Genomic DNA, 20,966 nt, shown 5'->3' with positions numbered 1-20,966 from the left:
ATTTATGAGTTATTTAGATACCACTCACGATGTGTATAAAGAAGCAGCATTAACCCCGGATGTCGGCTTGTGCTGTACTACAAATCCTATTTGGGAACTACCCGGTCTTAAAATACCTAAAATCATGCAAGAAATGAATTATGGGTGCGGCAGTACGGTTAATGCCAGAGATTTAACCAATACCCCTAAAATTTTATATGTAGGTGTTGGTGGTGGAATGGAATTGCTGCAATTTGCCTACTTTTCTCGTCAAAAAAGTGGTGTTATTGGGGTAGATGTCGTTAAGGAAATGCTAGAAGCCTCTCGTAAAAATTTTAAAGAAGCCGAAGAACAAAATGACTGGTTTAAAAGTGAATTTGTGGATCTAAGACATGGAGACGCACTACATCTGCCTGTAGACGATAACAGTATAGACGTGGCAGCACAAAACTGCCTGTTCAATATCTTTAAAGCAGAAGACCTGCGAAAAGCAATCGAAGAAATGTATCGGGTATTAAAACCACATGGCAGATTAGTAATGAGCGATCCTACCTGTGAGCAACCAATGAACGATAATTTACGTAATGACGAACGTTTAAGAGCTCTTTGCCTAAGTGGTAGTTTGCCAATCGCCGAATATGTAAAAGCATTAACCGATGTTGGTTTTGGAACTATAGAAATAAGAGCCCGAAAACCATACAGAATTCTGGATCCCAACCATTATGATACCAACGAACTTATTTATATAGAATCTATAGAAGTTGCCGCAATTAAAGATCCTATGCCCGCAGATGGTCCTTGTGTATTTACCGGTAAAGCAGCTATATACTATGGCGATCAGGATTATTTTGATGATAAAAAAGGACACGTTCTACTCAAAAACCAACCTATCGCAATATGTGATAAAACTGCTGGTGCATTGACAAGTTTGGGCAGAAATGATATATTTATTAGCGAATCTACCTACCATTATGATGGAGGCGGATGCTGTTAAAAAAAGGATGACTAACTATTTGTAAACCCAGGAAGTCAAAAACTCATTTTTGTTTTTGGCTTCTTTTTTGCTTTTATTTATAAAAGTATAATACCGTTTAACCCGGGTTTAATTAATCTGAAATACGTCTAATGGTAATGAAACTCTGCTAAGAATTTTGTATCAAAAACCAGCATTTCAAATTAATCTAACTCAGATATTTATATTCTGTACCGTATGGCACTATTTGCAAATCTAAAAAAAGTAGTTTTCGTCTTGTCTTTAGCATTATTTCTCGCCTGTGGCGGAATTAAAAAAATAGTTCAGAAAACAAATAGTACCGCAGATACGACGACAGAAAAAGACACCCTCAAAATAACCAAACCTATAGAAGAAAAAGCCACAGATTTGCTAGTTGAAAAAACAGGATCCCCTGAAGAAAAATCTGCTACACCAAAAACTCAACCTGTTATCCCTCCTGAAGCTTTTGATCATGAAATATGGAATACATTACTACAAAAACATGTTTCCCAAAATGGAGCAGTAAACTATAAAGGCTTTAAAAAAGACGGATCCAAATTAAAAATATACTTAAATACCTTAGCAAAACATATCCCTACAGAACAATGGAGCAGATATGATACATTAGCATATTGGATAAATGTATATAATGCCTTTACTGTTGCATTAATACTAGACAATTATCCTGTAAACAGCATAAAAGATATCAAAAACCCCTGGGATTTACGTTTTTTTAAACTTGGCACAAAATGGTACTCCCTTAATGATATAGAACATAATATCTTAAGAAAAATAGAAGACCCCAGAATCCATTTTGGAATCAACTGCGCTTCTGTATCTTGTCCTAAGTTACTAAACAAAGCTTTTACTGCCCAAAATGTAGATAAGGAACTAGAGAATCTAACCATTGATTTTATTAATAATCCCGAAAAAAATACCATCTCTGCAAATAAGGTTGAAATTTCTAAAATATTTACATGGTTTGCCAAAGATTTTAAAACCAAAGGGACTTTAATCGATTTTCTAAACACATATTCAAAAATCAGTATCCATAATAATGCTCAAAAAAGCTTTAAAAAATATAATTGGAAGCTTAATGAATAACTTTTGGTATCTATAGCAACACCTCTAAACCTTCAAGGTTTTTTGGAAACCTTGAAGGTTTAATATCCTTTTTAGAACTTAACCAAAAACAAGTATCCTAATTACACTTCAAAAAGGTTAAAGTTACCTTAAAAAACTATCTGCTCTCTTTAGATTTTGATTCATGCTTAAGTATTTTAAAAATCATTTAAAATACTTATAATCAATTTATTATTTGCAAAAATATTTGTGTCACAATACAAATGCAGTATGTGTTGTTTTAATATACAATATTCTTTTTACTCATAAAAAATATGCCTTTACTGTAAGTTTTTGGTTCAATCTACTACTAAAAATGATACTAAAAACAATCACTTTTGGTAAGAAAAAACACACCAAAACGGTTTATAAACAATTATAAAAATGAAAGCTCCAAAATTTATAGCACTAGCAATACTTACATTGTTTTTTAACATTATTACAGGACAAAACAATTTTGACCATAATGTATGGGATCAAGCCCTTTTATTAAATGTATCTGAAGATGGAAAAGTAGATTACAATGGTTTTATGAGGGATAGCTCACAATTATATGCCTATTTTGCCCGACTTTCTGAAAACACCCCAAAAGAAAACTGGACCAGAGAAGAAAAACTGGCCTACTGGATCAATGCATATAATGCATATACTATTAAGCTTGTGATTGATAGTTACCCAATTAAAAGTATTAAAGATCTGGAGGATCCCTGGGATAAAAAATTCTTTAAAATAGATGGAGAATGGTATAGTCTGGGGGAGTTAGAACACAAAATCCTTAGAAAATTTGGAGATCCAAGGATTCATTTTGCCATTAATTGTGCTTCTTTTTCCTGTCCTGTAGTTTGGAACAGAGCCTATACAGCAGATAATCTTAATAATGCACTAGATGTACAAACCAAAAAATTTATAAATGATCCTGCCAGAAATATAATTACCCAAGAGGAAGTTAATGTTTCTAAAATTTTCACATGGTACAAAAAAGATTTTAAGGTAAATGGGGGTGATGTTACAGATTTTATAAACCGATATGCCAACGTAAAAATAGCAAACCAACCAAAAAAAGGATATAAAGAATATGATTGGAGCTTAAATGAGTAAATTTATAGCTGTTTAATAGAATTTTATATAAAATTGAAAATATCTATCGTTATCCCAATTTTAAATGAAGCAGAAACTATTAATAATCTGATTTCTCATTTAATTAATTCCTTTAATTCTACAAAAAATATAGAAGAAATTATTGTTGTAGACGGGGGTAGTACAGATGGTTCTGTAGATATAGTTACCGCTTTTTCAAAGGATAAAAAAATTCCGATTCGTATTATTTCTTCTAATAAAGGTCGTGCCAGGCAATTAAATGCTGGCGCGGCTATTGCTATAGGAGATATCTTATATTTTTTGCATGCAGATTCTTTTCCGCCGCAAAGTTTTGATAAGTTTATTATTGAAGAAGTACAAAAGGGCAATGAGGCCGGTTGTTTTAGAATGAAATTTGATTCTAATCACTGGTGGTTACGTTTTCTTGGTTGGTTAACCCAATTTAAAAGTAAGCGATGCCGGGGAGGAGATCAAAGCCAGTTTATTACTACCTCTCTTTTTAAAAAAATCGACGGGTACGACGAGTCGTATATTGTTTATGAAGATAATGATCTGGTAGATCGCCTTTTTGCAATAAATACATTTGTTATCATCCCAAAAAATGTGATTACCTCTGCACGGCGTTATAACGAGGTTGGTGTGTGGCGTTTACAATATCACTTTTTAAATATTCATTTGCGCAGATGGATGGGGGCCTCTTCGCAAGAGTTATATCAATATTATAAAGATAAAGTTGCCTCTTGATTTTTATCAAAAAAAGCTTTTGGCTGTTTTATACTATTATTAACGACATGGAGCTTCGAGTAGCCTCAGCCCACTATGTAAGCATTACGAATCCTGAGGTTCTCGAAGGGTGGACTTCGAGAACCTCAGCTCTCTATAACCTTAAGTCCTGAAAGGTCGTTGCTTCTTTTTTTTTTAGAAAATAACCCCTCGATACGGATGTCTGTAATCCCATTTCTGAAAAGTAACTTACTTTAGGGTTTTAAAAATATAGAGGTAACTATATTTTTAATAATGAAGAGATATGAGTACCTTGGTAATTATATAACGTTGTTGGCATACATTTGAACAATTCAGTTATAAATCATTTATTTTGAATAAGTTTTAGTGTATTTGCATGCAAGGCTAATTTTAACACGTCATGTAAGGCTAATTTACATTCAGCATGTAAGGCTAATTAAAGCACAACTCACTAGGCTAGATTTAGCACAAAAAATAGAACTGCAATTAAATTTTAAAACAGTATTTATTCATATGGCTACACCAGGAGAAAAACTCGCAGCATCACTTCAGATTCTTCGTGAAATTCAAAAAGAACAAAACATTGTAGCAATAAAAACATCTGAAATAAACAGAACACATCGCGAACGACTTACCAAAAATGGATTTTTAAAAGAAGTCGCCAAAGGTTGGTATATAGCAGCAAATCCAAATGAGAATTTAGGGGATAGTACGTCTTGGTACACATCATACTGGCAATTTTGTTCAAGATATTTAAAAGATAAATATAACAATGCTTATTGTATTTCTGCAGAGCAATCTATTTTAATGCATTCAGGCAATAACACAGTTCCAAGTCAATTAATTATTCGTAGCCCTAAAGCACCAAATAAGAACATCCCCCTTTTACATAATACCTCATTATTTGAAATGAAATCTCCATTACCAAATACAGCGGAAATAATAGAAGTAAACGGAATAAGAATGTTAACTATTACTTCTGCGTTAATTAATTGTTCGCTAACAATGTTCGAAAAAAATCCGACCGACATGAGAACTGTTTTGGCATTAATTCCTGACTCATCTGAATTACTTAAAGAACTATTAGATGGCTCCCATTCAGTAATTGCCGGCAGATTGGCTGGAGCTTTTCGGAATATTGGTCAAATTCGAATAGCTGACGAAATTGTTTCTACAATGAAAATGGCAGATTTCGATGTGAGAGAAATAGACCCTTTTGAAAACAAACTACCTATTCGACTATCCTTTAGAGAAAAGTCTCCATATGCAAATAGATTAAAAATCATGTGGGAAGAATACAGAAAAGTTGTAATTAAATATTTTCCAGAAGGTCCAGGACTTGCCAAAAATCATGAAGAATATTTAAACTCGGTGGACCAAATATATTTGACTGATGCATACCATTCTTTATCTATTGAAAGATACACCGTATCTGTGGACCTAATTGAAAAAGTAAGTGGTAATTGGAATATTGAAGAAAATAATGAAGACAGAAATCAACGAGACACAATGGCTGCCAGAGGTTATTGGCAAGCCACCCAATCAATAAAAAGTAGTATTAAAAAAATTCTAAATGGCACCAATTCAGGGACTGTTACGGATCAGGACCATACCAAATGGTACCAAGAATTATTCGCTCCTAGTGTTACAGTTGGAATTTTAAAGACCTCAGATTTGGCTGGATATAGAACAAATCAAGTATATATTTCACAATCACAACATGTTCCCTTGAATAAAGAAGCTGTAAGAGATGCAATGCCAATCCTTTTCGAATTGTTGGAAAACGAAAGTAATGCAGGAGTCCGGGCTGTACTTTGCCATTTTATCTTTGTATACATTCATCCATATATGGATGGCAATGGAAGAATGGCTAGATTTTTAATGAATTTAATGCTCGCATCAGGCGGATATCCCTAGACAGTGATTCCAGTAGAAGAACGAAAAGCATATATGAATTCATTAGAAAAAGCAAGTGTTGAAGGTGATATTGAGTCATTTACTATTTTTATTTCCAATTTAGTAATAGAGAGTCTTAAAGGAACTCCTATTGCGAAATTAAAAACATAGCAATAAAAAAACGTATGCCAATCGTGTAGGAAAAGGGGAATTTCACCCCTAAACCTCTCTCAGAACCGCATCCTTCGTCAAGCTCAGGACAGGCTACACCAGTATCTTATACGGCTTTTATTATGTAACCAATCGTTACGTTAATTGATAACCTAACTCCCAGTGATAAAACATATTTGGATAAGGTCTCGTAATACGTCTTAGCCATTTTACGGCTAAAACCCGACTTCTTTTGAAGCGTTTATACTTGTTCAAAATCCATTTAAAAATTCGATGATGGAGGTAATAAAAGACAGGTTTTAGGGAGTTACGCTTTATTTTACCATAGTAATGTATCCAACCCCTAATTTTAGGGTTTAGCAAAAATGCCAAGTTTTGTAGATTACATTGGGTTTTAGTATGAAGTTTCATATCTCTCAAATCTTCTAGAATACGCTTCTTAGATTTTCGACTCATTTTACAATCATACTGTAAAAAACATCCTCCTTTCTTTAATCTAATCCTCATAGGACGGAAACTAAATCCTAAGAAATCGAATTGCACAGGAATCCCTTGTGATTTCTCCCCTCCTTCTTGCAATACACAATTTTTGTCTTTTGTGGATGCAATTCTAATCCACATTGTAAGAATCGATCCCTTACCTTTGCCAGCAAGTGATCTGCCTCCAATTGGGTACGGCAATGAATAATCATATCATCTGTATAACGAACCATCTTAATCTCCGAATACTGTTTTGCAAACCACTTATCTATTGCTTTTCTCTTAAGTCTGGATATGGTAACAGTAGTGCCTGGTATAGGACTTTGAGCTACTGCCCAACCACCTTACCACTTACTTTGCTTACGGACACGACTCCGTGCATACGGGACTTTAACCCTTTGGGACGTTCATCTAAGTGAACTATATTTACCATTCAAGGCACACACACTATATATGAAATAAGAGTAAAGTTTGGTGCTAGATCGAAAGGTATTTTCCTTTTTGCAATGGCGCTAAATTTTTATAAATTGAATAAGAAATAAAAATGCGCAGATAGATCGATTGGTTCTGGCTTGCTCCGTTTCATATATTTGGCGTTACCTGCAAGCATAAAAAAAACAAAAGATGAATAACTAAAATTTAAAATTCAAAAAAAAACAATTATGAAAAACACAATCTTCGCAATTATGATTTTAACAACAATCATATCTTGTAAAAATGAAACAAAAAAAATAGAGACAAAAAATACTGAAATAACTCAAGTGGAAAAAAATGGTTCAGAAAAAATTATTTCCTTACCTGGAAAAACACTTGAATATAATTATGGCGATTATGTTTATGAATTAAATTTCAAATCAGAAAATAAACTACATTGGAAATGTGTAAAAGGAGATGAAAAAGGAAAAGAAGCAGACGAAACCTATTTTACACAACGACTGAACAACTATACTCTCTTTGTTTCTTGGATTGAACAAGACGGATTAGGTGTTAGCCAAGTAATTAATTTGAAAGACAATACTATAAATTGCTTTTTAAAAATCGACAAAGAAATAATTCCTCTGAATGGAACAATACGTGAACTATAGTAATTAGGTTATATAGTAAACTGTTCTTGGAGAAAAGCATATTTAAAAAATATTACCGAACAAAATGACATATTACTTATTGAATTAGATAAACCACAATTAATAGATAGAGAATATCCTATAACGAGTTGTGATTGTTATTTTTATTTCAATTTTGTTTTAAAAGATTATACTAATATTCCAAAGACAATTCGCGTACTTGAATTATTCGAAAATAATAAATATTGGGACGAAATAGATTTTGATCGATACGAGGTTGAAGAAGTTGAAAAAATTATTATTGATGAAAAATAGAACTACACACAATCGAGTAGTCCAACACGGTAAATTAATTTACCGTGTTGAGGCTCACACAGCTCTACTGAGTTTATCGAAATACCACCTGCCATACGAATCTCGTAAAAGATGGTTCATCAAATCGAAGTTTGCTTTTTATTTAAGTAGTCTATCAGGAAACTATTAGCTATGTTGTCGAGTCGTGAGCTTCGAGAGCCTCTGCTCTCTAGTATATCAAATCCCGAATCCTGGGCATTCGAGTAACCTCAGCCCACTGTAACTCGAAGAGTGAGATCAAAAATACTGCCCTATACCAAATACAAACCCATTGGTAGCATTTTCTGTAACTCCATACCCGTAATCGATTCTAAAAATAGCATTAAAAATACGTTTATGCATAAATCGTAAACCTGCTCCCGGATATATTCTAAAGTTTTGAGAGTCGCCAAAATCGCCAAAATCGCCACCAGGATTACGCCAACTACCACTATCTATAAATACATTGGTTTGTAATACAAACCAATCTTTTTCATACAAAGTATGCCTGTATTCTGTATTCAAAACAACAACCCCGGTACCTCTGTCAATAGTATTACCAACTCCTCTAATATTAAGATTGTTATCTACTGCAAAAGGAGCAAAAGGAGTGTCATCATTGGTGGCAAGCCCCAATCGCAATCTGGATGCCCAGTTTCCTTTTTGACCGATTCTTTTATAGTACAAAAAATCGTTCCACCCTATAGTAAAATCCGGCAAAATATCCTCGGTACTAATCACATATTGTATATTAAATACACTTTTAAACCCAGATACATATTGGTAATCGTAATCCAAATTATCGTATTCGTATATTAGTTTATACAGTAGCTTATTTACATCAAAATCTAAAGGAACCCCATCTGCTGTAGCTCCTTGCTTATAGGTGTATTCTTCATTAAAATAGTTAACCCCCAGCTCTATCCTGTTTTGGAAATTAAACTGGTATAGTCCTAAAATCTCGTACGATGTGTTGTTGTATTTATAATCTGCTGTTCCGTTCTTTAAAAAAACGGGTTCCTGAGTAGTAAGGTTACTATAGTTGAGCGCTACTCCAAGATTTTTACCAAACAAAAACGGGGCTCTAAGATTGGCTCCATAAGAGCTGTAAATATCATTTTGATATATCGCTCCCAGAGTAATATTACGCCCTAGTAAATTAAACTCATAAAGACCCAGCTTAAAAGCAAATTCGTTATTATTGGTAGTATAAACATTAACCGAAGGGATTATAGTAAAATTTTCTTCAACCCCGTAAACCACCTCGTATCCTTCTTCTTTTTCGATTATCTGGTAATATGCATGTGCTATAGATGGCAGCCTCTTTAATCTTGTAATATCTTTTTGTATCTGTACGGAGTCCAGAACATTTCCTTGCTTGATTGTGGTAAGTTTTTGTATAGAGGATGTTTTGGTTTTATTATTTCCTTGAATACGTATTTCAGAAATTACTTTATCCTGCCCAAAACTTATGCATGTAATAAAAAAAACGATATAAATTATACGATATAAATTCATTTGCTATCGGAATAAAATTTTTGAATTAATTTTTCTGATGGTTTATTTTGCACAGTAAACCTGTTATTTTTTTCTCCCCCTTCTTCGTTATGATTATGGTACCATTTCCAAAGAAACCCTCCTGCAAACCAGGGCTCGTTCCAAAATTCTTGATATAGCGCTGTCAAAGCATTACTCTGAGCTTCCATGTTAATGTTTCCATCTATATGAGCAGAATCCCAGGGTTCTTTGCCTGTATAGTTTACGCTTCGGTATCCATATTCTGTAAACAAAACAGGGATTTCGATTTTTGATTGTAATGCTATAATATCTTTTTTGTGATTTTGCCAGCCTTTTTTAAATTCTTCTATTGTTGGGGTACGCTTTTCAGAAACCGGAAAATAAGCGTCTATACCTATATAATCCAATTGTTTCCAAAATGGCACTTTATAGTATTGGTCCCAGTTTTCGGCATAGGTAAGTTTGCCTTTGTATACCGATTTTACTTTTGCGATTAGTTGTACCCAAAACTCAGGTCTTTTTTGCACAAATGTGTGCAACTCTGTGCCTATACATAATACAGGGACTTTCATTTCTTCTCCTAATTTTGCATACAACAGGATAAAACCCTCATAGGATGCCTCTAATGCTTGCCAGTCTTTTTCGGATTTCATTTCTATATTACCAGTAAACTCTCCTTTCCAAACCCAAATTTGAGGCTTTAACATTACTTTTATTTTCTTATCATTTAGCAGTTCTATCGTTCTTTTGGCACCATCTCTTCGCTCTCCCCACCATTGTCTTTCTGTATTAAAAACTACCGTTGGTGTTTCTAAGTTTTTTATAAACCCAAAAGGCATTACCGCAGCCCAATTTGCATTAACGTTTGTTACCGGATCAATTTCTGCCGAAGTAATTTGTTGTGGAGAAGCCACAAAGCTAACTCCGTTTATTTTTGGGCGTTGCCCTGTGCAATTAGCAAAAACAGTACTTAACAGTAGTATCAAAAACTTTTTCATAGCAATTTTTCAGTTCATTTTACTACTGAAAAGTACAATTTTATATTTATTTAAAATATAGCCCTAATCCCCAGGCTAAATGTTTGTCCTAATCCCTGAAAATTACTTCCCCGCACTATTTTACCAAAAGATGCTTCTATATTAAACACTTTTGTGAGTTGGTATTTTCCTCCCAAACCTACTTGGGTATAATTTTGAGAAAAATCATTTCCCAAATCTATCAAAAAAGCTTGTTGTGTGTTTACAAAAATGGTAGATTTTGAAGATGGAAAATAGCTTAAAAAGGCACTTAGTGGCAAAAACATACTGTTATTTGCAAAACGCTCCCTTATATTAGAATCTGCTGCATTAGCATCTGTAGATTTTTCCCCGAAATTAAATCCTAAATCTGCTTCGGTAAAAATTTGCCATTTATCTCCTCCAAATGTTTTGTCATAGAAAAATTTAGTTTCCCAAAAAAAACTTCTCTTATCCAGATATGGTGCATTAGGCACATCTTCAAAAACAGGAATATAAAAAGAACTGGTAAAAGAAAAATTACTGATATTTTTAAAAGGTTGCACTCGTATAGACGGAGCAATGGTGGTTATCCCACTTCGCGCATCTGTAGTGTTATCTTTAAAATTTAATACTTCAAAAGCACCTGCTCCACCATACGTATTGGCCCGAACTTGAAAAATCAGCCCTACATTTACTCTTGAGGCATTACTTACTCCCGTATATATCTCTGTGGTATTGGTAAAAAAGGTTTGCCTGTCTATGGTTTGGGATTTTGATTTTGCATCGGTTTGTTCTGTTTGTGTATAAATGCTATTAAAAAACTTAACATCCCATTGCCCTTTTTTTAATAATTTTGAAGGTGTAAATTCTTGAATATTAGATTTTACAGAATTTTCTTCTTGAGAAAAAACAGAGCTAACAGTTGCTATAATTAAAAGTATTGCTCCTATATTTTTGCTGAATTTCATAATTTTTATTGATTATTAGTATTAAAAACAGTTTAGTTTATGATTACCCTATTTTATTTAATTTAATTTGATTTGATTTAAGCTCCAATCATAAGGATAGTAAGAAATCTTAGTGTCTTTCGGGATTTTTTCTTTTCTAAAAGTATTTATGTAATCTATTGCAGAACCATGGTGTGTAAAATCTACCTTATACCATTCAAAAAGCTGTGAAATCTGCACTTTTTTTCCTTTTATCTTTATAAAATCAGGATTGTTAAGAGCTTTTATTGTTTGTTCCTGCAATTGCTTTTCTAAAGTCGAAGGCATATACGCCGAAGCAATGATTGGGGGGCAGCCCAGACCTGCGCATACTAATACAAAATGAAATCTGGCTTCGTTAGGGAAATTTTTACGTAAAAAATTATTTTCCAAATCATTAAGGGTGATATTGTCTCCCGCTATAATATAGGTGTTTTTATCAAAAAAACCTTTTATATCCAAAGGCGATTTTGTAGGATAATTATCTACAACCCCCTTTATTACTGCCAGATTATATGCATTGATATAAAATGCCTGATAGGTCGTAACTTCATTTTTATCCACCTTTATTGTAGAAGCTATGTGCAATAACTCGTCTAATGCCAAAGGATTTTTTTTAATACTTTTATAATTCACCCTGCCATTAACAACATACGCTTTTAAAAAACTATCTGTTTTATTAAAAAAATCTGCTGTGGTTTGCGAAAACCCAAATTGGATAGAGAGAACAAATAATACAATTAGTGTTTTTTTCATCTTTTACCATTTTATTTTAAAAAATCTATCATTGGTATTGTGCATTGAGTCGAATCGTAAATCATGTACTTACAAATGATATATAATTTTATTGCTCAATAAAAAGCAATGTTTAAAAAAACACCTCTTGCTACCCAAAACTTAAAAACCTTACAATTACTTTGATTTTTAGATTGATTCTAAATTAATCCGGTTGCTTAAGTTCTTATATTTATGTTCGACTTACTTTACCGAAGTATTCACTTCTTTCTAAATATGGACAACCTATACTTATCTTTATGGAACACATTGTAATTATCGGAAATGGAATTTCAGGGGTTACCGCTGCCAGACATATCCGTAAAATATCTAACAAAAGAATTACTATCATTTCTGGAGAGACCGATTATTTTTATTCTCGCACTGCACTCATGTACATATATATGGGGCACATGAGGTTTGAGCACACACAACCTTATGAAAATTGGTTTTGGAAAAAGAACAAAATAGATCTTAAAAGTGGATTTGTTTCCAAAATAAATCACCCAACCAATGAACTTGTGTTTGCCAATGGCGAAACTATGAGTTATGACAAACTTATAATTGCAGTGGGTTCTAAACCCAATAAATTTGGTTGGCCAGGCCAGGATTTAGATGGTGTTATGGGGATGTATCATAAACAAGATCTGGAAAAACTAGAAAATCATGCCCCAAATAATAAAGTATGCAAACGGGCTGTAATTGTTGGGGGGGGGTTAATTGGGATAGAATTAGCCGAAATGCTTCGCTCCCGGGATATACCGGTAACATTTTTGGTTAGAGAAGATAGTTTTTGGAATGGTGTACTACCTGCCGGGGAAAGCAAAATGATAAACAGGCATATTCTTAACCACCATATAGACTTAAGACTGGGGACTAATTTAAAAGAAATAATTGCAGACGATCATGGCAAAGTAAAATCTGTTGTCATACAAGAAACCGGAGAAGTCATTGATTGTAATGTAGTAGGTTTAACCGCAGGAGTATCCCCAAATATAGATTTTTTGAAAGATTCTGGTATAGAGCTCGGTCGGGGTATAAAAGTAAATCGATTTCTGGAAACCAATATCCCTAATATTTATGCGATAGGAGATTGTGCAGAGCAACACGAAGCTATAGGTAATCGCCGTACAATAGAAGCGGTTTGGTATACGGGACGTATGATGGGGGAAACTCTGGCACAAACTATTTGCGGAAACAGAACCCAATACAAACCAGGACACTGGTTTAATAGCGCCAAATTTTTGGATATCGAATACCAAACCTACGGTTGGGTGTTTGGAAAACCCAAAGAATATGAACAGCAGTTTCATTGGATACATAAAGATGATACAAAATGCATTACAGTATCGTATCATAAAGAAACCAAAGAATTTTTGGGTATAAATACATTCGGGATCCGGATGCGTCACGAAGTTTTTGACCGATGGCTAACCGAAAAAAGAGAGGTGAATTATGTAATACAACATCTTGCCGAAGCCAATTTTGACCCTGAGTTTTACAAAACACATGAACCTGAAATTCTTGCTGCTTATAATAAAACAACGCTTCAAACTACATAAAAAAATAATATAACACCTCGCAAACTTTGAAAGCCTGCGAAATATAAAAACACGAAACAATGAGTAATAAATTAAATCACAGCATGTCACTTGCCAGTCCTGACCCAAAAGGATTATCTATAAAACAAAAAATAGCATCTGCTACAGGGCTTATAGGGCTGTTTCTTTTAATCCTTACCCTGTTCAATACTAATTTTCCAAACCAAAGTGTATTTTTAACCATGTCGCTTGTTTTAATAACAGTGGGAACCATCCTGTTTGCCAATGATGCATATTTAACCAAATTAGAAGGGATCAAAAATGATGGTGTATGGTTTATGTCCATTTCTTCGAGGGGTATTTTGGGATGGTTAACCGGGGTTGGATTAACATCATTTTATATCGTATTGTACTTTTATGCCGAATTATTGGGACTGGGAACAGACGGAAAAGCCAATACTGGTTTGGTTGCTTTATTTGATCCTTTGAGTAAACTGTTGAGTGGTAATCCTGCTAGCCAATGGTTTGTTTATGGAACTTTGTATACTATCGCCATTATTGCATTTGGCTATAAGTTTATTTTAAAATACAGACATAACCGTTACCAACAAATACGCACCGTTTCTGTAATGTTCTTTCAATTAGGGTTTGCTTTTCTAATACCAGAGTTTATGGCAAGATTAAATTCTGATTCCTTTAAATTACCGTATTATGATTTAAAAAATGTTTGGCCTCTTAATTACTATAATTTTGAACAATACAGGATTGACGAATTTGTTAATGCCGGTAACATAGGGTTGGCATTGTTGATTTTTGGAATAGCTTCTGTTTTTGTTATTACTCCTGTGTTAACTTATAAATTTGGAAAAAGATGGTATTGCTCCTGGGTATGCGGATGTGGCGGATTGGCAGAAACTGCGGGAGATTCCTTCAGGCAATTATCCAGCAAAAAATTGAACGCATGGAAACTGGAGCGATGGTTAATTCATACCATACTGGTATTTGTTGTGGTAATGACCACTGCGGTTGTTTATACCTATTTAGGGTATGATCCCAAAAAATATTGGTTAACCAAAGATGTATTTCTTGCCTGTGTAACCGGATTTTTGACTCTGATATTTGCAGGGGTCATGATTTTTAAAAGAAAAGAACTAGGTAAAGATGCCAGATATGGTGCAATAGGGTACTTTGCTGTAATTGCCTTGCTAATTGGTATTCATGTATTTGGGGATGGTGGTAAAATCTTCTTTATAAAAGCCGAAACTTTAAGATCTTCGTATGGTTTTGCAATTGGCTCTATATTTTCTGGAGTAATTGGTACAGGTTTTTATCCTATTTTAGGTAATAGAGCCTGGTGCAGATTTGGGTGTCCTATGGCAGCTATTCTTGGGTTTCAGCAACGATTATTTTCCAAATTCAGGATAACTACCAATGGGGGGCAATGTATATCATGTGGTAACTGTTCTACCTATTGCGAAATGGGGATCGATGTGCGCGCGTATGCTCAAAAAGGCGAAAACATAGTAAGATCCAGTTGTGTAGGTTGTGGTATATGCTCTGCTGTTTGCCCGCGAGGAGTTCTAAAATTAGAGAACGACAAATTAGATGGTCGTATTAACCCTAATCAAATTTTATTAGGCAATGATGTGGATCTAATGGATTATGTAAATAAAAAATAAAATGTTTTTGGTATCTGGTTTTGAGCAAAATTAGGTGTCTCATTGTAGTTACACTCAAAACCAGATACTAAAAACCTACTTTTTAAAATTTTTAATTTATACCAAAATATATATGTACTGCTGTACCTTGATTAAGATTACTTTCTATCTTTAATTCCCCATTCTGTTTTTCGACTAATCGTTTTACTATGCTTAATCCAAAACCTGTTCCTGCTTCATTATTGGTTCCTGGCATAGAAATATTTTGATCTTCTAAAAAAAGTTTATCTATATATTCTTTTGTCATCCCAATACCATTATCTGTAATTGAAATTTTTACTTTTTTATCTGATTGTTCACAAGATACTTCGATTTTTGATTGCACATTCGAAAACTTAATAGCATTGGATATTAAGTTTCTTAAAATTGTTTCCATCATGGTAGAATTAAGCATAAGCTCAAGGCTTTTTGGCACATTATTTATCATATCAATTTCTTTAGATTTTATTTCCTGTTCTGAAAATTTGAATACACGTTCTACAATTACATACAGGGATAGTTTTTCTAAAAATATTTTGGATTGATCTTCATAAATACTCCAACTTAACAGATCTTCCAACAATTGATATCCTTTTTCTGCCGATTCTTTTATAAGTTCTTCTATTTCTAATCTTTCTTTTTCGTTTTTTACTTCTTTAATCATTTCTGCTAATGATTTAAGTTGATGAAAAGGTGTTCTTAAATCATGCCCTATTATCCTAAAGATATGATCTTTGGATTGATTAATAGTTTTTAACTGTTCGTTTTGAACCAAAAGAAGTTTATTGGTCCTTTTAATTTTTCGTTTTAATTCGATATTTCGTTTTTGAAAGATGTATACAATTAAACCTGCGCCGGATACGAGTAAAGTAAAAAATAAAAGGTTTACTATAGGATAATTTCTTGCTACTGTAAAACAACATATAAGAGCTAAGCCAATATTAACTGCTATCAAAAAAAGAATATGTTTGAAATGGACTAATATGCCAATCGTAAAAATAAGTAGTACAAATATCAATTCTGTTTTGAGAAATAATGGTTCAAAATCAAAATTAGTATCGTAATAACCAAACAGAAAAGAGACCAAAATTGCTGCTACTATAGCATACACAGAAAAGATTAGAACAAAAGATTTACCAACAACAGATGCTTTATACAAGGCAAAACAAATAACAATACTAAAAAAAACGGTTGCATTTCTAAAAAAATACAACCCGTATCCTCCTTTTCCATACTCTATAAGACCATGAATAATAGTTCCTGTAAAAATAAGAAAAACAGGTGTTAGTAATATATCAAACCTGCTATATAAAGACTTGTTTTTTGCTTTTTTACTCATAAATAAACATCTATTCTGTCACAAACAGTTTAGTATTAAAATGAAGATGATTTGAAAATATTTTCTTTACTATGTACGTTCAAGATACCAAAAAAATGTTAAACAAGTAATGAGTTCTATATAAATTAGTCCTCTTGTAATTTCATCTTCAAAGAGTCATGTTGGTTTTACAAATACTTTTCGTCTAAGTATAATAAAGTAATTAATTATGGCATTTAAACTTTTTATATTTATACTTATTTATCCGGTTTTGGTTTCTCAAACGGTTTCTCAAAAAGAATATCATTATGAATATTATGCAAATGGAAAACTTAAAGCTGAAGGATGGAAAACAGGAGAAATTAAAGTAGATTTTTGGCATTTTTACTATCCAAATGGAAAAGTCTCTCATGAAGGGCACTATCAAAATAACAGCAAAAATGGATATTGGTATTTTTATACTGAAGACAATAAGTTATTAAAAGAAGGACATTTTATAAATGATAAAGCCGAAAAATGGTGGATTATTTACGATATTGCAGCCGGAATAACACGAAAGTATCAATACAAAAATAATAAAAAACAAGGATATTGTTTATTATATAAAAACAATAGGCTTTTTAAAGCTGAACGTTTCATCAATGATAAAAAAACTGGTGAATGGACCGATATTATTAGTTTTAAAAGAGATAATCCAAATGCTTCCCTATAAATGTCCCAAATAATAAACGTTATTATACCTGCCTTTAACGAAGAAGATTCTATAGCACATGTAATCCATGAAATTCCGGATATAGTGTCTGAGGTTATCGTTGTTAGCAATAACTCTACAGATAATACCGATTGTGTTGCCCAAAATGCAGGTGCAACGGTATTAAGAGAAGAACGAAAAGGTTATGGTTATGCCTGTTTAAAAGGTATGGAATATATTGCTTCAAAAGATATAAAACCCGATATCGTAGTGTTTTTAGACGGGGATTATAGTGATTATCCATCTGAACTTACTTATATAGTATCCCCTATTATAGATAAAGATATTGACTTTGTTATAGGTTCAAGAGTAAAAAGGCTTCGTGAACCGGGTTCTATGACGTTTCCACAAATTTTTGGAAACTGGCTTGCAACAACATTAATGAAAGTTTTTTTTAGAGCAAATTATACAGATCTAGGACCTTTTAGAGCGATTAAATACAATAAACTACTAGCACTCAAAATGGTAGACAAAACCTACGGTTGGACCGTAGAAATGCAACTAAAAGTGTTAAAAAAACGTTATAGTTATATAGAAGTACCTGTGCAATACAAAAAGAGAATTGGTGTCTCAAAAGTTTCAGGAACCATAAAAGGTGCTATATTTGCAGGCGTTAAGATTTTAAGTTGGATTTTTAAATATAGTTTTAGGTAAATGGATATTGCCATAATAATAATATACACACTAGCATTACTAATAATTTTTTTATATAGTTTGGCACAATTAAATCTGCTTTTTAATTATTTAAAATCCAGAAAGCAGACAGATAGTTCCCCTATGTTTGATTTTTCTATAGAAGAAGAAATCCCATATATCACGGTTCAGTTACCAGTATTTAACGAATTGTATGTTATGGATCGTTTGCTGGATAATATTGCAGAACTGGATTACCCAAAAGACAAGTTGGAAATACAAGTATTAGACGACTCTACCGATGAATCTATAATTTCTACAGCCAAACATATTCAAAAACTACAAAAAACGGGTCTTGACATAAAACATATTTGTCGTAAGGATCGAAGTGGATTTAAAGCAGGAGCTTTAAAAGAAGGTCTTAAAATAGCCAAAGGAGAATTTATTGCTATTTTTGATGCCGACTTTTTACCTGCAAAGAACTGGCTCTTACAAACAATCCCTTATTTTAAAGATACAAATATTGGGGTGGTACAAACCCGGTGGAGCCATATAAACAGAGATTACTCTTTGCTTACCAAAATCCAGGCATTTGCATTAGATTTTCATTTTACAATGGAGCAAGTTGGTCGTAATTACAAAGACCATTTCATTAATTTTAATGGTACCGCAGGTGTATGGAGAAAAACTTGTATTGAAGATGCAGGCAACTGGCAAGGGGATACGCTAACAGAGGATTTGGATTTAAGCTACAGGGCACAGCTCAAAAAATGGAAATTTAAGTATCTGGAAGAAGTAGAAACTCCTGCAGAACTACCTGTTGTTATTAGTGCTGCGCGATCACAACAATTTAGATGGAACAAAGGTGCTGCAGAAAACTTTCAGAAATTATACTGGAAACTGCTTAAAGACAAAACAGTACCTTTTAAAACTAAGTTTCATAGCTTTTTTCATTTATTAAACAGTAGCATGTTTTTGCTTGTATTACTGGTTGCTATACTTAGTGTACCTGTAATGTATATAAAAAACAGTAACCCGCTGTTTAGTTGGTATTTTAATGTAATTGCCTTTTTTGCAATGAGTACTGTTATATTTTTCTTTTGCTATTGGCATACTTTCAAAAAGATCCACGGTAAAGGATTCTGGAAATTCATGGAGTATATCAAAATGTTTTTTACTTTTTTCTCTGTCGCAATGGGCTTTTCTGTTCATAACTCTATGGCAGTTCTTGAAGGTCATTTTGGAAAGAAAAGTGAATTTGTGCGTACTCCAAAATTTAATATAAATAACATCAAGGACTCCTGGAAAGGAAATAAATACATAAACAAAAATATATCCGGAAATACCATTATAGAAGCATTACTTATGGGATATTTTGGTTTTGCTTTATATAGTGCTTTTAAGCTTCAGGATTTTGGGTTATTTTTATTTCATATAATGTTATTTATGGGATTTGGTTTTGTATTCTTCAAATCTGTAACATCTAAGCTGTAATGCTACAACAATGGAAATACAATAAAACTTCTGTATTATTTATTGTCATTGGCATTCTCTTTTACTGGAGTTTTGCATATACTTTGCAAAGGACTGATTTTGTTAAAATGCTTAGTCTTTGGGCTGCATTGTTCTTTGTTTCCTATAAAATCATACAGATTAACCCCGGTAACTGGAAGATTTTAGCGGTTGCTGCACTACTTTTTAGAGTTGTTTTTATATTTGCTATCCCCAACTTATCCCAAGATTTTTATAGATTTATATGGGATGGCAGAATGCTTCTGGAAGGTTTTAATCCATATTTGTCCCTTCCAAAAGTATGGGTAGCACAAGGAAATGCCCCCATAGAACAGGCACAAGAATTGTACAATGGCATGGGAGAGCTTAATGGCAGCCATTATACCAATTACCCTCCTGTAAGTCAATTTTGTTATGTTATAGCGGCATTATTTGCCAGTAAAAGTATCCTGGGTTCTGCAATAGTATTTAGAACTCTTATTATACTTGCAGATATTGGTACCTTTTTTATAGGAAGAAAATTATTAAAATCCCTTAAGCTCCCTGAAAACAGGGTCTTTTGGTACACCCTTAACCCCTTTATACTTATAGAACTTACCGGTAACCTTCATTTTGAAGCTGTGATGGTCTTTTTTTTAATAAGCTCGCTATATCTTTTGCATAAAGGGTATTGGTATTGGGCTGCAATTGCGTTGGGACTTTCTGTTTCGGTAAAATTGATTCCTTTGCTCTTTTTACCTCTATTCTTTCAAAAATTTACATCTCAAAACAAGAATATCCCCACTGCACAAAGCGTAGTAAAAAGTATCCCAAATCTAATTGGGTTTTACTTAATTGTTATTCTTACCACATTACTCACATTTGCTCCATTTTTGTCTCAGCAATTTCTGGTTAATTTTAGTAAAACAATTAGTCTTTGGTTTCAAAACTTTGAATTTAATGCTAGCATCTATTTTATTATACGCTGGGCAGGGTATCAAATTGTAGGGTGGAATGTTATTGAAACTGCAGGCAAAGTATTACCAATGATAGTAATTTTGATACTTTTGGGGCTAACATTTATAAAAAACAATAAAAGCACATCACAACTTATTGAAGGAATGCTTTTAGGGATTTGTTTCTATTATTTTTTATCCACAACCGTGCATCCATGGTATATTGCCGACCACTAGCTCTTTGTGTTTTTACCAACTATAAGTACCCTATAATATGGTCATTTGTAGTAATTTTTAGTTACACAGCCTATATACACCCTGATTTTAAAGAAAATCTATGGATGGTAGGACTAGAATATCTAATTGTATTTGGTATTTTTATTTTTGAAATATATAATAAAACTAAAACACCACAATCAATA

General features: G+C 33.1%; 19 protein-coding genes. 12 read left to right on the top strand and 7 right to left on the bottom strand.

All coding sequences use genetic code 11. From position 1 onward, the window contains the following. Positions 1-4 precede the first annotated feature (4 nt). The 5 genes from arsM (at position 5) to ACZIYX_RS08685 (ending at position 5,854) form a co-directional block, all read left to right on the top strand. Positions 5-973, top strand: a complete 969-nt coding sequence (arsM, locus tag ACZIYX_RS08705) for an arsenosugar biosynthesis arsenite methyltransferase ArsM (protein ID WP_462681826.1) — start codon at positions 5-7, stop codon at positions 971-973. A gap of 216 nt (positions 974-1,189) precedes the next feature. Beyond that, positions 1,190-2,077, top strand: coding sequence for a DUF547 domain-containing protein (locus ACZIYX_RS08700; RefSeq protein WP_462681825.1), 888 nt, complete (start codon positions 1,190-1,192; stop codon positions 2,075-2,077). Between the two features lie 402 nt (positions 2,078-2,479). Further along, the gene (locus ACZIYX_RS08695) at positions 2,480-3,193 is read left to right on the top strand and encodes a DUF547 domain-containing protein (protein WP_462681824.1); all 714 of its coding nucleotides are present in this window, start codon (positions 2,480-2,482) and stop codon (positions 3,191-3,193) included. 33 nt (positions 3,194-3,226) lie between these two features. Then, positions 3,227-3,937 carry a TIGR04283 family arsenosugar biosynthesis glycosyltransferase gene (locus tag ACZIYX_RS08690; protein ID WP_462681823.1) on the top strand — a complete coding sequence of 237 codons (711 nt, stop codon included), beginning with the start codon at positions 3,227-3,229 and terminating at the stop codon, positions 3,935-3,937. A 513-nt stretch (positions 3,938-4,450) separates the two neighbouring features. Further along, entirely contained in the window at positions 4,451-5,854 is a 1,404-nt protein-coding gene (locus ACZIYX_RS08685; RefSeq protein WP_462681822.1) for a Fic family protein, read from the top strand. A 285-nt stretch (positions 5,855-6,139) separates the two neighbouring features. Here the strand turns inward: ACZIYX_RS08685 and ACZIYX_RS08680 are convergent, their stop codons facing one another. Then, positions 6,140-6,415: a group II intron maturase-specific domain-containing protein gene (locus tag ACZIYX_RS08680; RefSeq protein WP_462681837.1), complete on the bottom strand. Its 276-nt coding sequence runs from the start codon at positions 6,413-6,415 to the stop codon at positions 6,140-6,142. A gap of 113 nt (positions 6,416-6,528) precedes the next feature. Next, positions 6,529-6,696, bottom strand: coding sequence for a hypothetical protein (locus ACZIYX_RS08675; RefSeq protein WP_462681836.1), 168 nt, complete (start codon positions 6,694-6,696; stop codon positions 6,529-6,531). Positions 6,697-7,146: 450 nt separating this feature from the next. Here ACZIYX_RS08675 and ACZIYX_RS08670 point away from each other — a divergent pair, with 450 nt between their 5' ends. Next, positions 7,147-7,569: a MoaF-related domain-containing protein gene (locus tag ACZIYX_RS08670; RefSeq protein WP_462681821.1), complete on the top strand. Its 423-nt coding sequence runs from the start codon at positions 7,147-7,149 to the stop codon at positions 7,567-7,569. A gap of 570 nt (positions 7,570-8,139) precedes the next feature. On the opposite strand, the gene ACZIYX_RS08665 is transcribed toward ACZIYX_RS08670, so the two are convergent. From ACZIYX_RS08665 to ACZIYX_RS08650, 4 genes are read right to left on the bottom strand one after another with little or no spacing between them, the layout of a single operon-like run. Continuing rightward, a complete protein-coding gene (locus tag ACZIYX_RS08665; protein WP_462681820.1) occupies positions 8,140-9,399 on the bottom strand; it encodes a POTRA domain-containing protein in 1,260 nt (419 codons plus the stop codon). After that, entirely contained in the window at positions 9,396-10,397 is a 1,002-nt protein-coding gene (locus tag ACZIYX_RS08660) for a glycoside hydrolase family 113 (RefSeq protein ID WP_462681819.1), read from the bottom strand. The genes ACZIYX_RS08665 and ACZIYX_RS08660 overlap by 4 nt, the downstream gene beginning before the upstream one ends. A 50-nt stretch (positions 10,398-10,447) precedes the next feature. Continuing rightward, on the bottom strand, positions 10,448-11,365 hold the full coding sequence (locus tag ACZIYX_RS08655) for a hypothetical protein (RefSeq protein ID WP_462681818.1): 918 nt from the start codon (positions 11,363-11,365) through the stop codon (positions 10,448-10,450). A 57-nt stretch (positions 11,366-11,422) separates the two neighbouring features. After that, entirely contained in the window at positions 11,423-12,139 is a 717-nt protein-coding gene (locus ACZIYX_RS08650; protein ID WP_462681817.1) for a DUF547 domain-containing protein, read from the bottom strand. A 278-nt stretch (positions 12,140-12,417) separates the two neighbouring features. Here ACZIYX_RS08650 and ACZIYX_RS08645 point away from each other — a divergent pair, with 278 nt between their 5' ends. Next, a complete protein-coding gene (locus ACZIYX_RS08645) occupies positions 12,418-13,719 on the top strand; it encodes an NAD(P)/FAD-dependent oxidoreductase (protein WP_462681816.1) in 1,302 nt (433 codons plus the stop codon). A 59-nt stretch (positions 13,720-13,778) separates the two neighbouring features. Then, positions 13,779-15,377 carry a 4Fe-4S binding protein gene (locus tag ACZIYX_RS08640; RefSeq protein WP_462681815.1) on the top strand — a complete coding sequence of 533 codons (1,599 nt, stop codon included), beginning with the start codon at positions 13,779-13,781 and terminating at the stop codon, positions 15,375-15,377. Between the two features lie 91 nt (positions 15,378-15,468). On the opposite strand, the gene ACZIYX_RS08635 is transcribed toward ACZIYX_RS08640, so the two are convergent. Continuing rightward, entirely contained in the window at positions 15,469-16,734 is a 1,266-nt protein-coding gene (locus ACZIYX_RS08635) for a sensor histidine kinase (protein WP_462681814.1), read from the bottom strand. A 208-nt stretch (positions 16,735-16,942) separates the two neighbouring features. Here ACZIYX_RS08635 and ACZIYX_RS08630 point away from each other — a divergent pair, with 208 nt between their 5' ends. Genes ACZIYX_RS08630 through ACZIYX_RS08615 form a run of 4 tightly spaced genes read left to right on the top strand, consistent with a single transcriptional unit; the run spans position 16,943 to position 20,781 of the window. Further along, positions 16,943-17,425, top strand: a complete 483-nt coding sequence (locus ACZIYX_RS08630; protein ID WP_462681813.1) for a toxin-antitoxin system YwqK family antitoxin — start codon at positions 16,943-16,945, stop codon at positions 17,423-17,425. Next, positions 17,426-18,118: a glycosyltransferase family 2 protein gene (locus ACZIYX_RS08625; protein WP_462681812.1), complete on the top strand. Its 693-nt coding sequence runs from the start codon at positions 17,426-17,428 to the stop codon at positions 18,116-18,118. It abuts the gene before it with no gap. Next, positions 18,119-19,591, top strand: a complete 1,473-nt coding sequence (locus ACZIYX_RS08620; protein WP_462681811.1) for a cellulose synthase family protein — start codon at positions 18,119-18,121, stop codon at positions 19,589-19,591. After that, on the top strand, positions 19,591-20,781 hold the full coding sequence (locus ACZIYX_RS08615; protein WP_462681810.1) for a mannosyltransferase: 1,191 nt from the start codon (positions 19,591-19,593) through the stop codon (positions 20,779-20,781). The genes ACZIYX_RS08620 and ACZIYX_RS08615 overlap by 1 nt, the downstream gene beginning before the upstream one ends. Positions 20,782-20,966: the final 185 nt, after the last annotated feature.

The organism is Aquimarina sp., assembly GCF_977115655.1.
This window is presented reverse-complemented; position numbering and strand designations above follow the sequence as displayed.